The sequence below is a fragment of the Jeongeupia sp. HS-3 genome (assembly GCF_015140455.1).
Classification (GTDB): Bacteria; Pseudomonadota; Gammaproteobacteria; order Burkholderiales; family Chitinibacteraceae; genus Jeongeupia.
The window spans coordinates 291,812-307,189 of the sequence record NZ_AP024094.1 but is presented as its reverse complement, the minus strand read 5'-3'; the positions used below and the strand labels follow the sequence as shown (position 1 = coordinate 307,189).

Genomic DNA, 15,378 nt, shown 5'->3' with positions numbered 1-15,378 from the left:
TGACGAAGGAAGCAGGATCATCCGTTCCTCGGTAGCCGCCGGCCGTGCGTTGGTTGAACTTGATGTCTGCATCAGGTTATTGCATGAAAATATGGGCCAAGAGCAAAACGAAAAAGCGATGGAATTAATCCAGAAATACAATCTGGAAACCAATGCAAAACCAATGGCACTATTTGCTGAGCTTAGCCTAGAAATGTCATCATCAATTCACTTCAATGAAGACAAAAAACTGCAAAAATCATTCAAAGAATATACGGCGATAAACTCTGAATTATCACAGCACCGAAATAGCGGCGTACGGATAAAAGACTTTGAAAGTCGCCTGGCTGCAATTGAGCGAGGTATAAAAATCCACATTAGCTCTACATTGCAGTACCTCTGAAACCCGCACACAATCCCCCCCTTATTCCGCGTAACACCACCTCGTAATCTGCTACCAGCTGGGCAACCGGCTCCCAGTGGTCTCCTCCCGGCCGCTGGGGTTTCCAACGGTGGCAGAGATGACCCAAGCGCGACACATCCGACTTTCCCACGGCCACAGCCGGCGAGTGCGACTCCTTGCCGGCATTGCCAGCCTTCCCGGTGACGACAAAACCACCAGTTGGGTGACCGTCACCCGCACTGGCAGCTTCACCGATCCCCGTTACGGCCGCTTCGACATCACCCGCGACATGTTGCTGTCGATGGTGAAGAACTTCGAAGCCGGCACCGTTGGCACCGACATCTTCCTCGATGTCGCCCACAAGCCTGCCGACGGCTCCGCCGCCAAGATTCTGGCGCTACGCGTGGAAGGTGACCGGCTGCGGGCGCAAGTCGAATGGACGCCCTTCGGCATCGAAGCCGTAAAGCAACGCGGTTACCAATACCTCTCTGCCGAATACCACGAGAACTACCAGGACAACAAACGGGGTCAGTCCCACGGTCCTGTGTTGCTCGGCGCGGGCCTGACCGTGCGCCCGGTCATCAAGCGCCTCGCCCCCATCACGCTGTCCTGCGATTCCGACGGCGACCCGACCCCCGTCCTGATCCACCCCGAACCGGCAAGAACACTTCTATCCGAGACTCAAACGACCATGAACACGCACCCGAAGAAACTGCAGCAAGACCTGCAGGCCAAAGGCCTATCCGAAGCCGCCGTCGCGGCGATCCTGAAAGCGGCCGAGGAAGCAATCAAGCTCGCGGCCGACGACGACGCGGTGTGCGCGCGTTTGCGCCGAGCTTGACGCCGCCGCAGTGAAGCTGTCCGAAGCATTCGCCGCTGCCGCTGCGCCGTCCGGTGCCGCACCGGTGATCCAGCTGTCGATCGGCGGTCTGAACGCGGATGCCGTCACCGCGCAGGTCAACAAGGCGCTGGCCGAACAAGCGACCGCTGCACGCCAACTGTCCGAAACCACCGCCGCCCGCCGCAAACTGCTGTCCGACACCATCGATGCCGCCAATGACATCGATGACGACACCAAGAAATCGCTGGCCGGCAAAGTGGAAACACTGATCAATCACGGCTGGAGCGAAGACCAGGTGTGCGAGCTGGCGCAGGCCCAGATCGACGCCGGCCACGAGCTGGTCGCCGCGCGCACGCTCAGCCACATGGGCTATGCGCCGCTCGGGAATGCACGGATTCAGGTGCCAGCCGAGGGAGCCAAGAAGCTTTCCGGCATCTACCGCGACCATCTGGCCAAGACCGATTCGGCCTATCTTCTGCATCCGGACCCGAAGGCCCAGCTGCATCCGTTCTGCGCCCGGGTTCTGGCCGAGTTCGACCGGCTGCACGCTCCGGCGATCGAGCGCGAAGCCAAGATGACCGATGCGAAGCGTGCCGGCTATAACATCGGGCAAATCAGTGTTGGAGCCACGCATACCGACACAAGCATGACGGAAACCTACATCAAATTACGCGATATGCCAGTCAGCGAGGTGGTGTTGCATTTACCCGCTAGAAAAGCCGGATAGGACGCAAAAAAGCCCGCAGAAGCGGGCTTTTTCATGCACATATCGAAAGCGTATTAGAAGAACTTCTAATAAAACGCGGAATGAAAAAGGGGTTAGCCGAAGCTAACCCCTTAATCTAATTGGTCGGAATGGCGGGATTCGAACTCGCGACCCCTTGCACCCCATGCAAGTGCGCTACCAGGCTGCGCCACATTCCGAGAGTTGCGAAGTATAACGTCTTCGCTCGCGTCGCGCTAGAGCTTCAGCCAGTCCAGTAAGGCTTGCAACTCCTGCCGCACCGAAGCCGTCATTTCATTGCTGCCCGCCGCGCCCTCACCCAGATGCGCGAGCTGGTTGCGGGCGCCGCTGATGGTGAAGCCTTGCTCGTACAACAGCGAGCGAATGCGCCGCACCAACAATACTTCATGGTGCTGATAATAGCGCCGGTTGCCGCGCCGCTTTACCGGCTTGAGCTGGGTGAATTCCTGCTCCCAGTAACGCAGCACATGCGGCTTCAGCCCGCACAGCTCACTCACTTCACCAATGGTGAAATAGCGCTTGGCCGGAATCGGCGGTAGCTCATTGGTCGGGACGACGTTGCTGGTGCTTTGCATAGTGGAGTTCGACTAGCCCTTTGAGCTTCTGGCTGGCGTGAAAGGTCACCACCCGGCGGGCGGAAATCGGGATTTCTTCCCCGGTCTTTGGATTGCGGCCAGGGCGCTGCGGCTTGTCGCGCAGCTGAAAGTTGCCGAAACCCGACAACTTGACTACATCCCCTTCGGCGAGCGAAAGGCGAATTTCTTCGAAAAACGCCTCGACCATGTCTTTTGCTTCGCGCTTGTTGAGACCTACCTTGTCGAACAGCATGTCGGCAAGGTCGGCCTTCGTCAGCGTCATTGTTGTGATTCCGTACTGCATTACGCCCTCAACATCGCGCCGCACGTTTCCGCCTTGCGAAGCAACTGGCTAACCGCGGCATCGACCTCTTCATCGGTCAAATTTTTCCGAGTATCTTGGATTAACACCTTGAATGCAAGGCTCTTTTTTCCTTCCTCAACACCTTTGCCGCGGTAAACGTCAAACAGTGCGACCTCGGTCACCAACGGGTTTTTCACCGCCCGGAATGCTGCCTGCAACTCGGCCACCGATATGGCTTCATCGACCACCAGCGCCAGATCCCGCCGCACCGGCTGGAACTTGGATACGGCCTCGGCCTTGATCCGCGACACGGCCAGCAAAGCAGCCACATCAAGCTCGAACAACACCGGCGCCAAACCCAGCTCGTATGCCTGTACCCACTGCGGATGCAGTTCACCGACGACACCGATCACGATACCGTCGAGTACCACATCGGCCGAACGACCGGGATGCAGTGCCGGATGATTGGCGCGGCGGAATTCGGCCACGCGCGGCGCGATCAGCGCTTCGACATCGGCCTTCACATCGAAGAAATCGACCTTGTCCTTGCCGGCACCCCACTGCTCGGGCGCACGTGCGCCCCATGCCAGCGCGGCGATTCGTTCAGGCTGCACTTCGGCGGCCACGCCGTGGAAGACGCGCGCCACTTCAAACAGGCGCACACGCTCTTGCTTGCGGTTGAGGTTGTGCTTGAGGCCCGCGACCAGGCCACCGATCAGCGTCGAGCGCATCACACTCATCTGACTGGCAATCGGGTTAATCAGCTTCACCGGCGCGGTATTGGCGGCAAAATCGGCTTCCCACTTTGCTTCGACAAACGCGTAGTTGATCGCTTCGCGGTAATCGCGCGCCACCAACAGGTTCTTCAATAGCATCTTGCCGCGCGCATCACCCGGCAGCGGCAACATCGCCAGCTTAGCATTCGACGCCGACACCGGGATATTCTCGTAGCCGTAAACACGCGCCACTTCTTCGATCAGGTCGTCTTCAATTTCGATATCGAAACGGAAGCTCGGCGGCGTGACAGTGACCACGTCACCGTCGAGCGCGGTCGGTAGGCCGATACGGCCAAGGATGGCGACGATCTCGTCGGCCGACAAACTCACGCCGAGCACCCTGGCAACGCGCGACACGCGCAGCGCCACCGGTTGGCGCGCCGGCAATTCGGCGACGGCTTCGGTCACCGGGCCGGCATCGCCACCACAGATCTCGATAATCAGTTGCGTGGCACGCTCCAGCGCCTCACGGCAGGCACCGAAATCGACGCCGCGTTCGAACCGGTGCGCGCTATCGGACGAGAAACCGAGACGACGGCCCTTGCCGGCGATATTGACCGGGGCGAAATACGCTGACTCGAGGAATAGCTCACGCGTGGTTTCGCCAACCGACGAATCCAGCCCGCCCATCACGCCGGCCAGCGCCAAGGCTTTGGCCTCATCGGCGATCACCAGCATGTCGGCTTCGAGTTTGATCTCCTTCTCGTTCAACAAGGTCAGCGCCTCGCCGGCAACGGCAAACCGCGCGGTGATGCCGCCGTCGATCTTGGCCAGATCAAAGGCATGCATCGGCTGGCCTTGTTCGAGCAGCACGTAATTGGTGACGTCGACGACGGCCGAAATCGAGCGCAGCCCTGAGCGCGCCAGACGCTGCTTCATCCAGTCAGGCGTCGGTGCGGAGGTGTCCACATTGCGCAGCACCCGGCCAGCGTAGCGAGGACACGCTTCGGCAGCGCGCAGCGACACGGCGCGAACATCGTCGATCGTCGGCACAACGGCTTGTGGCAACACTGGCTTGACCACAGCCCCGGTCAGTGCGGCGACTTCGCGGGCAATACCCTTGATCGACAGGCAATCGGCACGGTTTGGCGTGAGCTTGAGCGTCAACAAACGGTCATCGAGATTCAGATACTCGCGAATCGGCGCACCGACCGGCGCATCGGCCGGCAACAGCAGCAGACCGTCGATACCGTCGGGAATGCCAAGCTCATCACCCGAGCACAACATGCCGGACGATTCAATCCCGCGCACCTTGGCACGCTTGATCTTGAAGTCACCGGGCAAAGTCGCGCCAATGCGCGCGCACGGCACTTTCAGGCCGGCGGCGACATTCGGTGCGCCGCAGACGATGGTGATCGGCTCGGCTTCACCGACATTGACGCTGCAAATATTCAGGCGATCGGCATCCGGGTGCTTGGCAATCGACAACACCTCGGCGACGAACACATTGTCGAACGCCGGCGCAGCCGGTTCGTTCTCTTCGACCTCAAGGCCGGCCATGGTCAACAGATGCGCCAGCTGCTCCGAATCGAGCTGGGGATCGACCCAGCTACGCAGCCATTGTTCGGAAAATTTCATCGCTTGCTCCGATAAGCGCGGCCGTCGCCGGGCGACAGCCGCATTCAGGCATAGGAAAAGGAATACGGTAGTTCGGGATTTACTCGAACTGGGCGAGGAACGACAGATCGTTCTCGAAGAACAAGCGCAGATCGTTAACGCCGTAATAGAGCATGGCGAAACGGTCGAGACCGATGCCGAAGGCGAAGCCGGTGTACTTTTCCGCATCGATGCCAACATTCTTCAGCACGTTCGGGTGCACCATGCCGCAGCCGCCAACTTCTAGCCAGCCGCGCTCGCCCAGCACATCGATCTCGGCCGACGGTTCGGTGAACGGGAAGAACGAAGGGCGAAAACGCACTTGCAGGTCATCACGCTCGAAGAAGTTGCGCAGAAAGTCGACGATCACGCTCTTGAGATCGGCAAACGACACCCCCTCTTCGACCCACAGACCTTCCATCTGATGGAACATCGGCGAATGCGTGGCATCGGAATCGACGCGGTATACGCGGCCCGGTGCAATGATCTTGATCGGCGGCTGATTGTTCAGCATGTAGCGCACCTGGATCGGGCTGGTATGCGTACGCAGCACCAGCGGCTCGCCACCGGCTTCACCCTCGATATAGAAGGTATCGGCCATCGCGCGCGCCGGGTGATCCTTGGGAATGTTCAGCGCTTCGAAATTGTGGAAATCGTTCTCGATTTCCGGGCCGTCGGCGACATCGAAACCGATCGAGCGGAACAGCGCCTCGATGCGCTGCTGCACCAGCGTCACCGGATGCAGACCGCCGGACGGCAGACCGCGGCCGGGCAAGGTCACATCGAGGGCTTCGGCAGCCAGCTGGCGCGCCAGCTTGTCGGCGGTCAGCGCATCGCGCCGACCCTGCAAAGCGGCTTCAAACGCTTGCTTGGCCTGATTGACGGTCGCACCAAAGGTTTTCTTTTCTTCCGGCGGCAAGCTGCCGAGCTGACGCAGCAAGGCGGTGATCGCGCCTTCCTTGCCGATGTAACGCGCCTTGGCGTTCTCCAGCTCTTGCGCGTCGTTCGTCGCCGCCAGCGCGGCCAGACCTTCTTCAAGAAGGGTTTGTACGTTCGCAACCATGGTCGGGGTCCCGGATGGGTCAGGAAAAACGATAAGCGAAGGGTCTGGGCAAACCATTCGCTTATCGCATCTCGACAAAGCACCGCCTGTGCGACGGCAATAAAAAAGGGAGGCCGGAAAGCCTCCCTTCTCAAGCACTTACCGATCAGGCAGCGAGGCTAACCTTGGCTTGCTCAACAAACTTGGCAAAAGCCGGCTTGTCGAACACGGCGAGATCCGCCAGCACCTTGCGGTCAACTTCAATACCGGCCTTCTTCAGACCGTTCATGAAGCGGCTGTACGCCAGACCACACTCACGGGACGCCGCGTTGATACGGGCGATCCACAGAGTACGGAACTGACGCTTCCTTTGACGACGGTCACGGTAGGCGTATTGGCCGGCCTTCATTACCGCTTGCTTGGCAACGCGGTATACGTTCTTGCGACGGCCGCGATAGCCCTTAGCAAGTTTCAGGATCTTCTTGTGACGAGCGCGGGCTGTTACACCACGTTTAACGCGAGGCATCTCTTATCTCCTTGAGTTACGCGTAGGGCAACATTGCACGTACGTGGCCCATGTTCGACGGATCGACCATGCTGGTGCCGCGCAATTGGCGCTTTGTCTTGGTGGTTTTCTTGGTGAGGATGTGGCGCTTGAACGCGTGGCTGCGCTTGACGCCGCCGCCACCAAGAACCTTGAAGCGCTTCTTGGCGCTACTCTTGGTCTTCATCTTGGGCATATATATGCACTCCAAGTTGTGTTGGATCAGGCGACAGGCGCTCCTGAGAGACTTAAAGCCCGCCACCCCGCTTTTGTTGCGACAACGATTCCGTTTCCGGAACTCGACGGCGGCTGTCGCCACGCCGTTATTCTGCTGCTAGCGCTTACTTCTTCTTCGGCGCGAGCATCATCACCATTTGCCGACCTTCGAGTCGCGGATATTGCTCCACAACCGCCAGTTCGGTCAGATCAGCCTCGACGCGCTTGAGCTGCGCCATGCCGATCTCCTGGTGGGCCATTTCACGACCGCGAAAACGCAGCGTGATCTTGGCCTTGTCGCCTTCCTCAAGGAAGCGAACCAGATTACGCAGTTTGACCTGGTAATCGTTTTCGTCAGTCCCTGGACGGAATTTGACTTCCTTGATCTGAATCTGTTTCTGCTTCGACTTGGCAGCAGCCTTCTTCTTCGATTCCTGGAACTTGAATTTGCCGTAATCCATCAAGCGGCAAACGGGCGGCTGCGCATTTGGGGCGATTTCTACGAGATCGAGCTCGGCCTCTTCGGCCATCGACATTGCTTGAAGCAAGCCCACGATACCGAGTTGTTCACCCTCGGCCCCTTGCAGTCGCACTTCACGGCCGGTGATTTCACCGTTGATCCGCGGTTCTTTATCTTGCGCAGCTATTGCAGTTCTCCAAATCTGGAAAAAGAAAAACCGTGCGTTTCAGCGGACGGGTTACAGCAATTCGCCGCTGAAACGCTCAATCAGCGCCTCCAGCGTCATTTGCCCGAGATCCTCGCCACTGCGGCTACGCACGGCCACCAAGCCGGCAGCCTTTTCCTTGTCACCCACGATGAGCTGATAAGGAAGACGCTGCATGCTATGTTCGCGAATTTTATAGGTTATTTTCTCATTTCTCAAGTCGGCTTCACCACGGAAACCCTTCTCACGCAGTGCTTGAGCAACGAAGTCGGCATAATCACGCTGCGCGTCAGAGATATTCATCACGACGAACTGCGTTGGCGCCAGCCACAGCGGGAAGGAGCCGGCGAAGTTCTCGATCAGAATACCGATAAAGCGCTCGAGCGAACCCAGCACGGCGCGATGCAACATGATCGGGCGATGCTTGCTGTTGTCCTCGCCCACATACTCGGCGCCCAGACGCTCAGGCAGGTTCGGATCGATCTGCAAGGTACCGCACTGCCACAAGCGGCCAAGGCAATCCTTCAGCGTAAACTCGATTTTCGGGCCATAGAAGGCGCCCTCGCCCGGCAAATACTCGAATGCCAAACCCTTGGAGTCGAGCGCGGCAGCCAATGCGGCCTCGGCACGATCCCAGCTCTCCTCGGTACCGATACGCTTTTCGGGACGGGTCGACAGCTTGACGAGAATTTCGTCGAAACCGAAGTCGGCGTACACCTCTTTCAGCAGATCGATAAAGGCTGCAGCCTCTTGCTGCACCTGTGCTTCGGTACAGAAGATGTGTGCGTCGTCCTGAACAAAGCCGCGCACGCGCATGATGCCGTGCAGCGAACCGGACGGCTCGTTACGATGACAAGAACCAAACTCGGCATAGCGCACCGGCAGGTCGCGGTATGAGCGCAACCCCTGATTGAACACCTGGATATGACCCGGGCAGTTCATCGGCTTCACCGCGTAATCGCGTTTCTCCGATTCGGTTGTGAACATGCCATCGCGATAGTTCTCCCAGTGACCGGACTTCTCCCACAGCGAGCGATCCATCACCATCGGCGTGCGAATTTCCTGATAACCGTGCTGATTCAGCTTGCGACGCATGTACTGCTCGATCGACTGCCACAGCGCCCAACCCTTCGGATGCCAGAACACCATACCCGGTGCTTCGTCCTGCAGATGGAAGAGATCCAGCGCCTTGCCGATCTTGCGATGGTCGCGCTTCTCGGCCTCCTCCAGCCGGTGCAGGTAGGCCTCGAGGTCTTCCTTCTTGGCCCAAGCCGTGCCATAGATCCGGGTGAGCATTTCGTTCTTCGAGTCACCGCGCCAATAGGCGCCAGCCACCTTCATCAACTTGAATACCTTGAGCTTGCCGGTCGACGGCACATGCGGGCCGCGGCACAAGTCGGTGAAGTCACCCTCGCGATACAGGCTCAAGGCCTGATCGGCCGGGATGCTTTCGATAATTTCGGCCTTGTACGCCTCACCAATACTCTTGAAGTAGGCCACCGCCTCGTCGCGACTCAGCTCATAGCGCTCGACCGGCAGGTCTTTCTTTGCCAGCTCGGACATTTTCTTTTCAATCAACACCAGATCTTCCGGCGTGAATGCGCGCGTATAGCTGAAGTCGTAATAGAAGCCATCTTCGATCACCGGACCAATCGTCACCTGCGCATCGGGGAAGAGCGTCTTTACCGCATAGGCAAGCAAGTGAGCGGTCGAGTGGCGAATCACCTCAAGACCGTCCGCATCACGATCGGTAATGATGGCCAAGCGGACGTCACGGTCAATCAAATAGCTGGTATCGACCAGCTGACCGTCAACCTTGCCGGCCAAAGCGGCACGGGCGAGGCCAGCGCCGATACTGGCGGCGACATCGTGCACGCTCAGCGGGGCATCGAATTGGCGTTGGGAACCATCAGGAAGCGTGACGACGGGCATGGCAAGCGCCTTTGAACAAGACCGGGGAGATTGGTCGTTAACGATAAGTGAAGACGAAAAAAAAGTGCGGCCAGGCCGCACTTTTTTCATTCAATCAAATCAATCCGCCAGCACGGCCACCCACTTAGTCTTGGATAGTAGTGCGAGTTCGAAACATGATTTGATCTCCAAATTCGTTGGTAGGCACGATTGGACTCGAACCAACGACCCCCACCATGTCAAGGTGGTGCTCTAACCAGCTGAGCTACGTGCCTAACGAAGAGGCTGCATATTAGCAGCAAGACTAAGATTCAGCAAGCACTCTCTGCAAAAAATCGAAGATCAACTCGATAAACCCTTGATTCGATTTGATCTTTACCTTGGCGTTTACAGCCCTGGCTTACGCCAGAAATAGCGCCAGACAAAACCGGGCCACGACAGCACGGCAAACATCGCCAGCGTGGTGACGAAAAACTGCCAGTTTTGCGAATGCGGCGTCGCCAGGCGAGACTCAAGCAACCACGCCAGCGCACCGATCGCCGCGTAATAAACCGACCACTCGAGCAAACGCCAGCCGAAATGCTTGCTCGCCAGCGGCAGCAGGCAAAAGAGCCGTGCGGAGACAAAAGGCACATTGGCGGCCAACGCCGCCAATGTGCCTAGAAGGATGACTTCCAGCATCGTGCTTTAGAGTCCGGTGTGCAGCGAGAACTGCAATGCCGTAGCCAGTGCCGACAACAAGCGCTCCGGCATGATCCCCAAGCCCAGCAGCATCAGGCAGTTGAGCGACAGCACGAGCTTGGCATCGGTTCCGGCCTGTACCGGTGCGGTATCGGTCGGATCTTCGAAGTACATGACCTTGACGACGCGCAGGTAGTAGAACGCGCCAATCACCGACATCAGTACCGCGATCACCGCCAGCCACACCAGCCCCAGACCAACGATGGCCTGAATGATGGCCAGCTTGGCAAAGAAGCCAACAAACACCGGAATACCCGCCATCGAGAACATGACGATCAGCATCATCGCGGCGAACCACGGACTGCGCTTGTTCAGGCCACGGAAATCGGCGATCTGGTCGGCTTCGAAGCCTTCACGCGACAGCAGCATGATGATGCCGAAACCGGCCGCCGTGGTCAGCATGTAGGTCATGGCATAGAAGAACGCCGCAGCATAACCGTCCGGCGTCGCCGCCATGATGCCCAGGATCAGGAAACCCATGTGCGAGATCGTCGAGTAGGCGAGCATCCGCTTGATGTTCACCTGGGCAATCGCGGTCAGGTTGCCGATCACCAGCGACAGCACCGCCAACACCATCAGCATCGAACGCCAGTCGAAGGCAAAACCCTCGAGCGCCTGCGCGAGGATGCGCATGATGAAGGCAAATGCAGCCAGCTTCGGCGCCGAGCCGATCAGTTGCGAGATCAGCGTCGGCGCACCGTCGTATACGTCCGGCACCCACATGTGAAACGGCACGGCGCCCAGCTTGAAGCCCAGACCGGTGACGATGAAAACGAGGCCGAAAACCACCAGCAAACGATTGGCTTCGTCATTGGCAATCTTTTGCGCGATTTCGAACACGTCCAGGCTTTGGGTTGCACCGTACACCATCGACATGCCGTACAGCAGCAGGCCGGAGGCAAGCGCGCCGAGGATGAAGTACTTCATCGCCGCTTCGGTTGCCCGGCTTGAGGTCCGTTGCAGTGCAATCAGTGCGTACAGGGACAACGACAAGAGCTCGAGGCCAACGTACAGCACGAGGAAGTTGACGGCCGAAGCCATCACCATCATCCCGAGCAGCGCACACAGCGTCAGCGTGAACAGCTCGCCGCGGAACAGGCCGCGCGCCGCGGCATAGCCGCGACCGTACACGAGCATTAGGATCACGCCGACCACCATGCCGAGCTTGGCGAGCGAAGCGAGCGGATCGGCGACGAACATGCCATTGAAAGCGAGTTGCGGTTGCAGCGAGTAGCCGGTTACCAGCAGGCAACCGGTTGCGACGAGTGCGGCCAGCGTCAGCATGTAGCTGATGTGGCGTTTGGCGTCGCTCATAAATACGTCGATCAAGAGGATGGCGCAGGTCGCACAGAGCAGGAAAATCTCCGGGGTCGCGACGCCAGCGTTGAGACTGGTCCAGGTCATGGTATTCATCGGTGACTCTTTATTGGAGCTTGGACTGCGAGACGTGCCAGATCAGGTCATTGACCGACACATGCATCACGTCGACAAAAGGCTTCGGGTACAGACCCATGCCAAGGACGGCGATGGCAAGGATGGCAAGCACAACGAACTCACGCTTGTTCACATCCTGCAACTCGGCCACATGGTCATTGGCAACGTCACCAAAGATCACCCGCTTGTACATCCACAACGTATAGCCAGCACCAAAGATCAGCGTGCTAGCCGCAGCGAAGGCGTACCAGAAGTTCACTTGCATCGCGCCAAGGATGACCATGAATTCACCGACAAAGCCCGAGGTGCCCGGCAAGCCGGAGTTGGCCATCGCGAACAGCATCATGAAGGCGGCGAAGATCGGCATCTTGTTAGCCACACCACCGTAATCGGCGATTTTGCGGCTATGCACGCGGTCGTACATCACGCCGATGCAGAAGAACATCGCGGCCGACACGAAGCCGTGGCTAAGCATCTGCACGATCGCACCTTCAACCGCGTACGGATTCAGCTGCGTGCCGCCGGCAAACATGAAGAAGCCCAGTGTGACGAAGCCCATGTGCGAGATCGATGAATAAGCGACCAGTTTCTTCATATCGGTCTGCACCAGCGCGACGAGGCCGATATACACCACGGCGATCAGCGAGAAGATGATGAAGACCCAGGCGTACTCGCGTGCAGCATCCGGTGCGATCGGCAGCGCAAACCGCAGAAAGCCGTAGGCGCCGAGCTTGAGCGTGATCGCGGCCAGCACCATCGAACCACCGGTCGGCGCTTCGACGTGCGCATCCGGCAGCCAGGTATGCACCGGCCACATCGGCACCTTCACCGCGAAGGCGAAGAAGAAGGCGATCAGCAACATCACCTGTGCGCCCATGCTCAGCGGCAAACGCTGGAAGTCGGCGATCACGAAGCTGCCGCCAGCCTGCTGGTACAGATACACAAAGGCAACCAGCGTCAGCAGCGAACCGAACAGCGTGTACAGGAAGAACTTCACCGATGCGTAGATCCGGTTCGGACCACCCCAGACGCCGATGATCAGATACATCGGAATCAGCATCGCTTCAAAGAACACGTAGAACAGGATCGCATCGGATGCGGCGAACGCACCGTTGATCAGGCCCGACATGATCAGGAACGCCGCCATGTACTGGGCGACGCGGCTCTGGATCACCTGCCAGCCAGCAATCACCACCATTAGCGTGGTGAAGCTGTTGAGGATCACGAACAGCATCGACAAACCATCGACACCGAGCGCGTAGTTGATGTTGAAGCTCGAAATCCACGGTGTGAATTCAACGAACTGCAAACCACCGTGCAGCGCATCGAAACCGGTGTAGAGCGGTACCGAGACCAAAAGGCCGGCCAGCGCGCCAAGGAGAGCAAGCCAGCGCGCGGCGTTGGCGTTGCGGTCTCCCCCTGTTGCGAGCACGACGAGGCCGGCGACGATCGGCACCCAGATCGTCAGGCTCAGAAGATTACCCGTCATAGTTTACCTATTTGTTATCAATTCAAACCGAGCTTACTGGCTAACCAGCACGCCACCGAGCCACCAGGTCATCAACACCAGCGCGCCAAGAATCATCGCGAACGCATAGTGGTAGATGTAGCCGGTCTGCAAACGGCGAGTGATCTTCGAGAAGAGGCCGATCACCTTGGCCGTACCGTTGACCATCAAGCCATCAATCAGCAACACGTCACCCACCTTCCAGAACAGCGTGCCGAGCACGCGACCGAAGCGGGCAAAGCCGTCGATGTACAGATGATCCATGTAGTACTTCTCTTCCAGCAGCTTGCGTACACCAATGGTGGTGAAGAAGCGGTCGATTGCTGCCGGGATCGCAGGTGCCACCATGTAGAACACGTAGGACGAGACCACACCGGCGATCGCCAGCCACAGCGGCAGCGTCGAGAAAGCGTGCGTCACCATGCCCAGCGGGCCATGAAACTCTTCCTTCATCAGGGCCATCGCGTCGTGCGCACCGTGATTCACGAAGATCACGCCGTCGAAGAAGTTGCCGTACAGCATCGGCTCGATCGCGAAGTAACCAATCAGCACCGACGGGATCGCCAGCAAGATCAGTGGCAGCGTCACAACCCATGGCGACTCGTGCGGCTTGTCATTCGGACCCAGACCGTGATGATGGTCGGCCGAGATTTCTTCATCCGCATGGTCGTCATGATGCTGGTGTGCATCGTGATTCTGCATCCAGCGCTCCTTGCCATGGAACACCAGGAAGTACATCCGGAACGAATAGAACGCAGTCACGAACACACCGGCAACCACAGCGAAGTACGCGAAGCTCGCGCCCGGCAGATGCGACTCAGCCACGGCTTCGATGATCGAATCCTTGGAGTAGAAGCCCGAGAAGAACGGCGTACCGATCAGCGCCAGCGAACCGAGCAAGGACGTGATCCAAGTGATCTTCATGTACTTGCGCAGACCACCCATATTGCGGATGTCCTGATCGTGGTGCATGCCCATGATCACCGAACCCGCACCAAGGAACAGCAGCGCCTTGAAGAAGGCGTGCGTCATCAGGTGGAACACTGCGACCGAGTAGGCCGAAGCGCCCAGTGCCACAGTCATGTAGCCGAGCTGCGACAGCGTCGAGTACGCGATCACGCGCTTGATGTCGTTCTGGATGATGCCAAGGAAACCCATGAACAGCGCGGTAATCGCGCCAATCACCAGAATGAAGTTCAGCGCGGTATCCGACAGCTCGAACATCGGCGACATGCGCGCGACCATGAAGATACCGGCCGTCACCATCGTTGCGGCGTGAATCAGCGCCGAAATCGGTGTCGGGCCTTCCATCGAATCGGGCAGCCACACGTGCAGCGGAAACTGCGCCGACTTACCCATTGCACCGATGAACAGCAGGATGCAGGTCACACTCAGCAGCGACCAGGTCGCGCCCGGGAACAAGGTGACGGTGGCATCTTTCAGCGCAGGCGCCTGGGCAAACACGGCGGCGTAATCAAGCGTGCCGAAGTAAGCCAGTACCAGACCGATACCCAGCAGGAAACCGAAGTCGCCAACGCGGTTGATCAGGAAAGCCTTCAGGTTGGCAAACGTCGCGGTCGGGCGCTTGAACCAGAAGCCGATCAGCAGATACGAGACCAGACCCACCGCTTCCCAGCCGAAGAACAACTGAACGAAGTTGTTGGCCATCACCAGCATCAGCATCGAGAAGGTAAACAGCGAGATGTAGCTGAAGAAGCGGTTGTAGCCCGGGTCTTCCTGCATGTAGCCGATGGTGTAGATATGCACCATCAGCGACACGAAGGTCACCACGCACATCATCATCGCGGTCAGGCTGTCGACGAGGAAACCGACGTTGAACTCAACGCCGTTGACTGTCAGCCAGGTGTAGACCGTCCCATTGAATGGCTGCACGCCGTCCAAAAGAATGCCTTTCAGCACGAAGATGGAGAGCAGCAACGATGCCGCTACCCCGGCAATCGTCACACAGTGTGCGGCACGGCGACTGATCGCCCAGCCGAAGAGACCTGCTACCAGCGCGCCGAACAAGGGCGCGAGCGGGATGAGCAGGTAGATCGTTTTCATGTCCATTGGCATTACCTGTTGTGTCGATCTTGTTA

15 protein-coding genes and 2 tRNA genes are annotated in these 15,378 nt (G+C 58.5%); 3 read left to right on the top strand and 14 right to left on the bottom strand.

What is annotated here, in order from left to right:
- The first annotated feature begins 49 nt into the window (after positions 1–49).
- The 3 genes from JLC71_RS01550 (at position 50) to JLC71_RS01540 (ending at position 1,950) form a co-directional block, all read left to right on the top strand.
- Positions 50–382 carry a hypothetical protein gene (locus JLC71_RS01550; RefSeq protein WP_200916933.1) on the top strand — a complete coding sequence of 111 codons (333 nt, stop codon included), beginning with the start codon at positions 50–52 and terminating at the stop codon, positions 380–382.
- Positions 383–500: 118 nt separating this feature from the next.
- Entirely contained in the window at positions 501–1,223 is a 723-nt protein-coding gene (locus JLC71_RS01545; protein ID WP_200916932.1) for a phage protease, read from the top strand.
- A gap of 64 nt (positions 1,224–1,287) precedes the next feature.
- Positions 1,288–1,950, top strand: coding sequence for a hypothetical protein (locus tag JLC71_RS01540; protein ID WP_200916931.1), 663 nt, complete (start codon positions 1,288–1,290; stop codon positions 1,948–1,950).
- A 120-nt stretch (positions 1,951–2,070) separates the two neighbouring features.
- On the opposite strand, the gene JLC71_RS01535 is transcribed toward JLC71_RS01540, so the two are convergent.
- The 14 genes from JLC71_RS01535 to nuoL form a co-directional block, all read right to left on the bottom strand.
- A tRNA-Pro gene (locus JLC71_RS01535) sits at positions 2,071–2,147 on the bottom strand.
- A 36-nt stretch (positions 2,148–2,183) separates the two neighbouring features.
- On the bottom strand, positions 2,184–2,543 hold the full coding sequence (locus JLC71_RS01530) for a MerR family transcriptional regulator (RefSeq protein WP_200916930.1): 360 nt from the start codon (positions 2,541–2,543) through the stop codon (positions 2,184–2,186).
- The gene (locus JLC71_RS01525; protein ID WP_200916929.1) at positions 2,509–2,826 is read right to left on the bottom strand and encodes an integration host factor subunit alpha; all 318 of its coding nucleotides are present in this window, start codon (positions 2,824–2,826) and stop codon (positions 2,509–2,511) included. The genes JLC71_RS01530 and JLC71_RS01525 overlap by 35 nt, the downstream gene beginning before the upstream one ends.
- A gap of 20 nt (positions 2,827–2,846) precedes the next feature.
- A complete protein-coding gene (gene pheT / locus JLC71_RS01520; protein ID WP_200916928.1) occupies positions 2,847–5,201 on the bottom strand; it encodes a phenylalanine--tRNA ligase subunit beta in 2,355 nt (784 codons plus the stop codon).
- A 79-nt stretch (positions 5,202–5,280) separates the two neighbouring features.
- Positions 5,281–6,282, bottom strand: coding sequence for a phenylalanine--tRNA ligase subunit alpha (pheS, locus tag JLC71_RS01515; protein ID WP_200916927.1), 1,002 nt, complete (start codon positions 6,280–6,282; stop codon positions 5,281–5,283).
- A 145-nt stretch (positions 6,283–6,427) separates the two neighbouring features.
- Entirely contained in the window at positions 6,428–6,787 is a 360-nt protein-coding gene (rplT, locus tag JLC71_RS01510; protein ID WP_200916926.1) for a 50S ribosomal protein L20, read from the bottom strand.
- 16 nt (positions 6,788–6,803) lie between these two features.
- Positions 6,804–7,001 carry a 50S ribosomal protein L35 gene (rpmI, locus tag JLC71_RS01505; RefSeq protein WP_200916925.1) on the bottom strand — a complete coding sequence of 66 codons (198 nt, stop codon included), beginning with the start codon at positions 6,999–7,001 and terminating at the stop codon, positions 6,804–6,806.
- A 145-nt stretch (positions 7,002–7,146) separates the two neighbouring features.
- Positions 7,147–7,668: a translation initiation factor IF-3 gene (gene infC / locus JLC71_RS01500; RefSeq protein WP_200918226.1), complete on the bottom strand. Its 522-nt coding sequence runs from the start codon at positions 7,666–7,668 to the stop codon at positions 7,147–7,149.
- A 51-nt stretch (positions 7,669–7,719) separates the two neighbouring features.
- Positions 7,720–9,618 carry a threonine--tRNA ligase gene (thrS, locus tag JLC71_RS01495; RefSeq protein ID WP_200916924.1) on the bottom strand — a complete coding sequence of 633 codons (1,899 nt, stop codon included), beginning with the start codon at positions 9,616–9,618 and terminating at the stop codon, positions 7,720–7,722.
- Between the two features lie 177 nt (positions 9,619–9,795).
- Positions 9,796–9,872: transfer RNA gene (locus JLC71_RS01490), tRNA-Val, on the bottom strand.
- Positions 9,873–9,984: 112 nt separating this feature from the next.
- The gene (locus tag JLC71_RS01485) at positions 9,985–10,278 is read right to left on the bottom strand and encodes a DUF2818 family protein (RefSeq protein ID WP_200916923.1); all 294 of its coding nucleotides are present in this window, start codon (positions 10,276–10,278) and stop codon (positions 9,985–9,987) included.
- A gap of 6 nt (positions 10,279–10,284) precedes the next feature.
- Positions 10,285–11,742 carry an NADH-quinone oxidoreductase subunit NuoN gene (gene nuoN, locus JLC71_RS01480; RefSeq protein ID WP_200918225.1) on the bottom strand — a complete coding sequence of 486 codons (1,458 nt, stop codon included), beginning with the start codon at positions 11,740–11,742 and terminating at the stop codon, positions 10,285–10,287.
- Positions 11,743–11,761: 19 nt separating this feature from the next.
- Positions 11,762–13,261 carry an NADH-quinone oxidoreductase subunit M gene (locus tag JLC71_RS01475; RefSeq protein WP_200916922.1) on the bottom strand — a complete coding sequence of 500 codons (1,500 nt, stop codon included), beginning with the start codon at positions 13,259–13,261 and terminating at the stop codon, positions 11,762–11,764.
- Between the two features lie 33 nt (positions 13,262–13,294).
- Entirely contained in the window at positions 13,295–15,349 is a 2,055-nt protein-coding gene (nuoL, locus tag JLC71_RS01470) for an NADH-quinone oxidoreductase subunit L (protein WP_200916921.1), read from the bottom strand.
- Positions 15,350–15,378 lie beyond the last annotated feature (29 nt).

What these genes read in the sequence shown, in the direction of transcription:
- JLC71_RS01475 (WP_200916922.1), bottom strand. Translation starts at nt 13,261, where the DNA reads ATGACGGGTAATCTTCTGAGCCTGACGATCTGGGTGCCGATCGTCGCC.
- JLC71_RS01485 (WP_200916923.1), bottom strand. Translation starts at nt 10,278, where the DNA reads ATGCTGGAAGTCATCCTTCTAGGCACATTGGCGGCGTTGGCCGCCAAT.
- JLC71_RS01530 (WP_200916930.1), bottom strand. Translation starts at nt 2,543, where the DNA reads ATGCAAAGCACCAGCAACGTCGTCCCGACCAATGAGCTACCGCCGATT.
- JLC71_RS01545 (WP_200916932.1), top strand. Translation starts at nt 501, where the DNA reads ATGACCCAAGCGCGACACATCCGACTTTCCCACGGCCACAGCCGGCGA.
- pheS (WP_200916927.1), bottom strand. Translation starts at nt 6,282, where the DNA reads ATGGTTGCGAACGTACAAACCCTTCTTGAAGAAGGTCTGGCCGCGCTG.
- JLC71_RS01525 (WP_200916929.1), bottom strand. Translation starts at nt 2,826, where the DNA reads ATGACGCTGACGAAGGCCGACCTTGCCGACATGCTGTTCGACAAGGTA.
- pheT (WP_200916928.1), bottom strand. Translation starts at nt 5,201, where the DNA reads ATGAAATTTTCCGAACAATGGCTGCGTAGCTGGGTCGATCCCCAGCTC.
- thrS (WP_200916924.1), bottom strand. Translation starts at nt 9,618, where the DNA reads ATGCCCGTCGTCACGCTTCCTGATGGTTCCCAACGCCAATTCGATGCC.
- nuoL (WP_200916921.1), bottom strand. Translation starts at nt 15,349, where the DNA reads ATGGACATGAAAACGATCTACCTGCTCATCCCGCTCGCGCCCTTGTTC.
- nuoN (WP_200918225.1), bottom strand. Translation starts at nt 11,742, where the DNA reads ATGACCTGGACCAGTCTCAACGCTGGCGTCGCGACCCCGGAGATTTTC.
- rpmI (WP_200916925.1), bottom strand. Translation starts at nt 7,001, where the DNA reads ATGCCCAAGATGAAGACCAAGAGTAGCGCCAAGAAGCGCTTCAAGGTT.
- rplT (WP_200916926.1), bottom strand. Translation starts at nt 6,787, where the DNA reads ATGCCTCGCGTTAAACGTGGTGTAACAGCCCGCGCTCGTCACAAGAAG.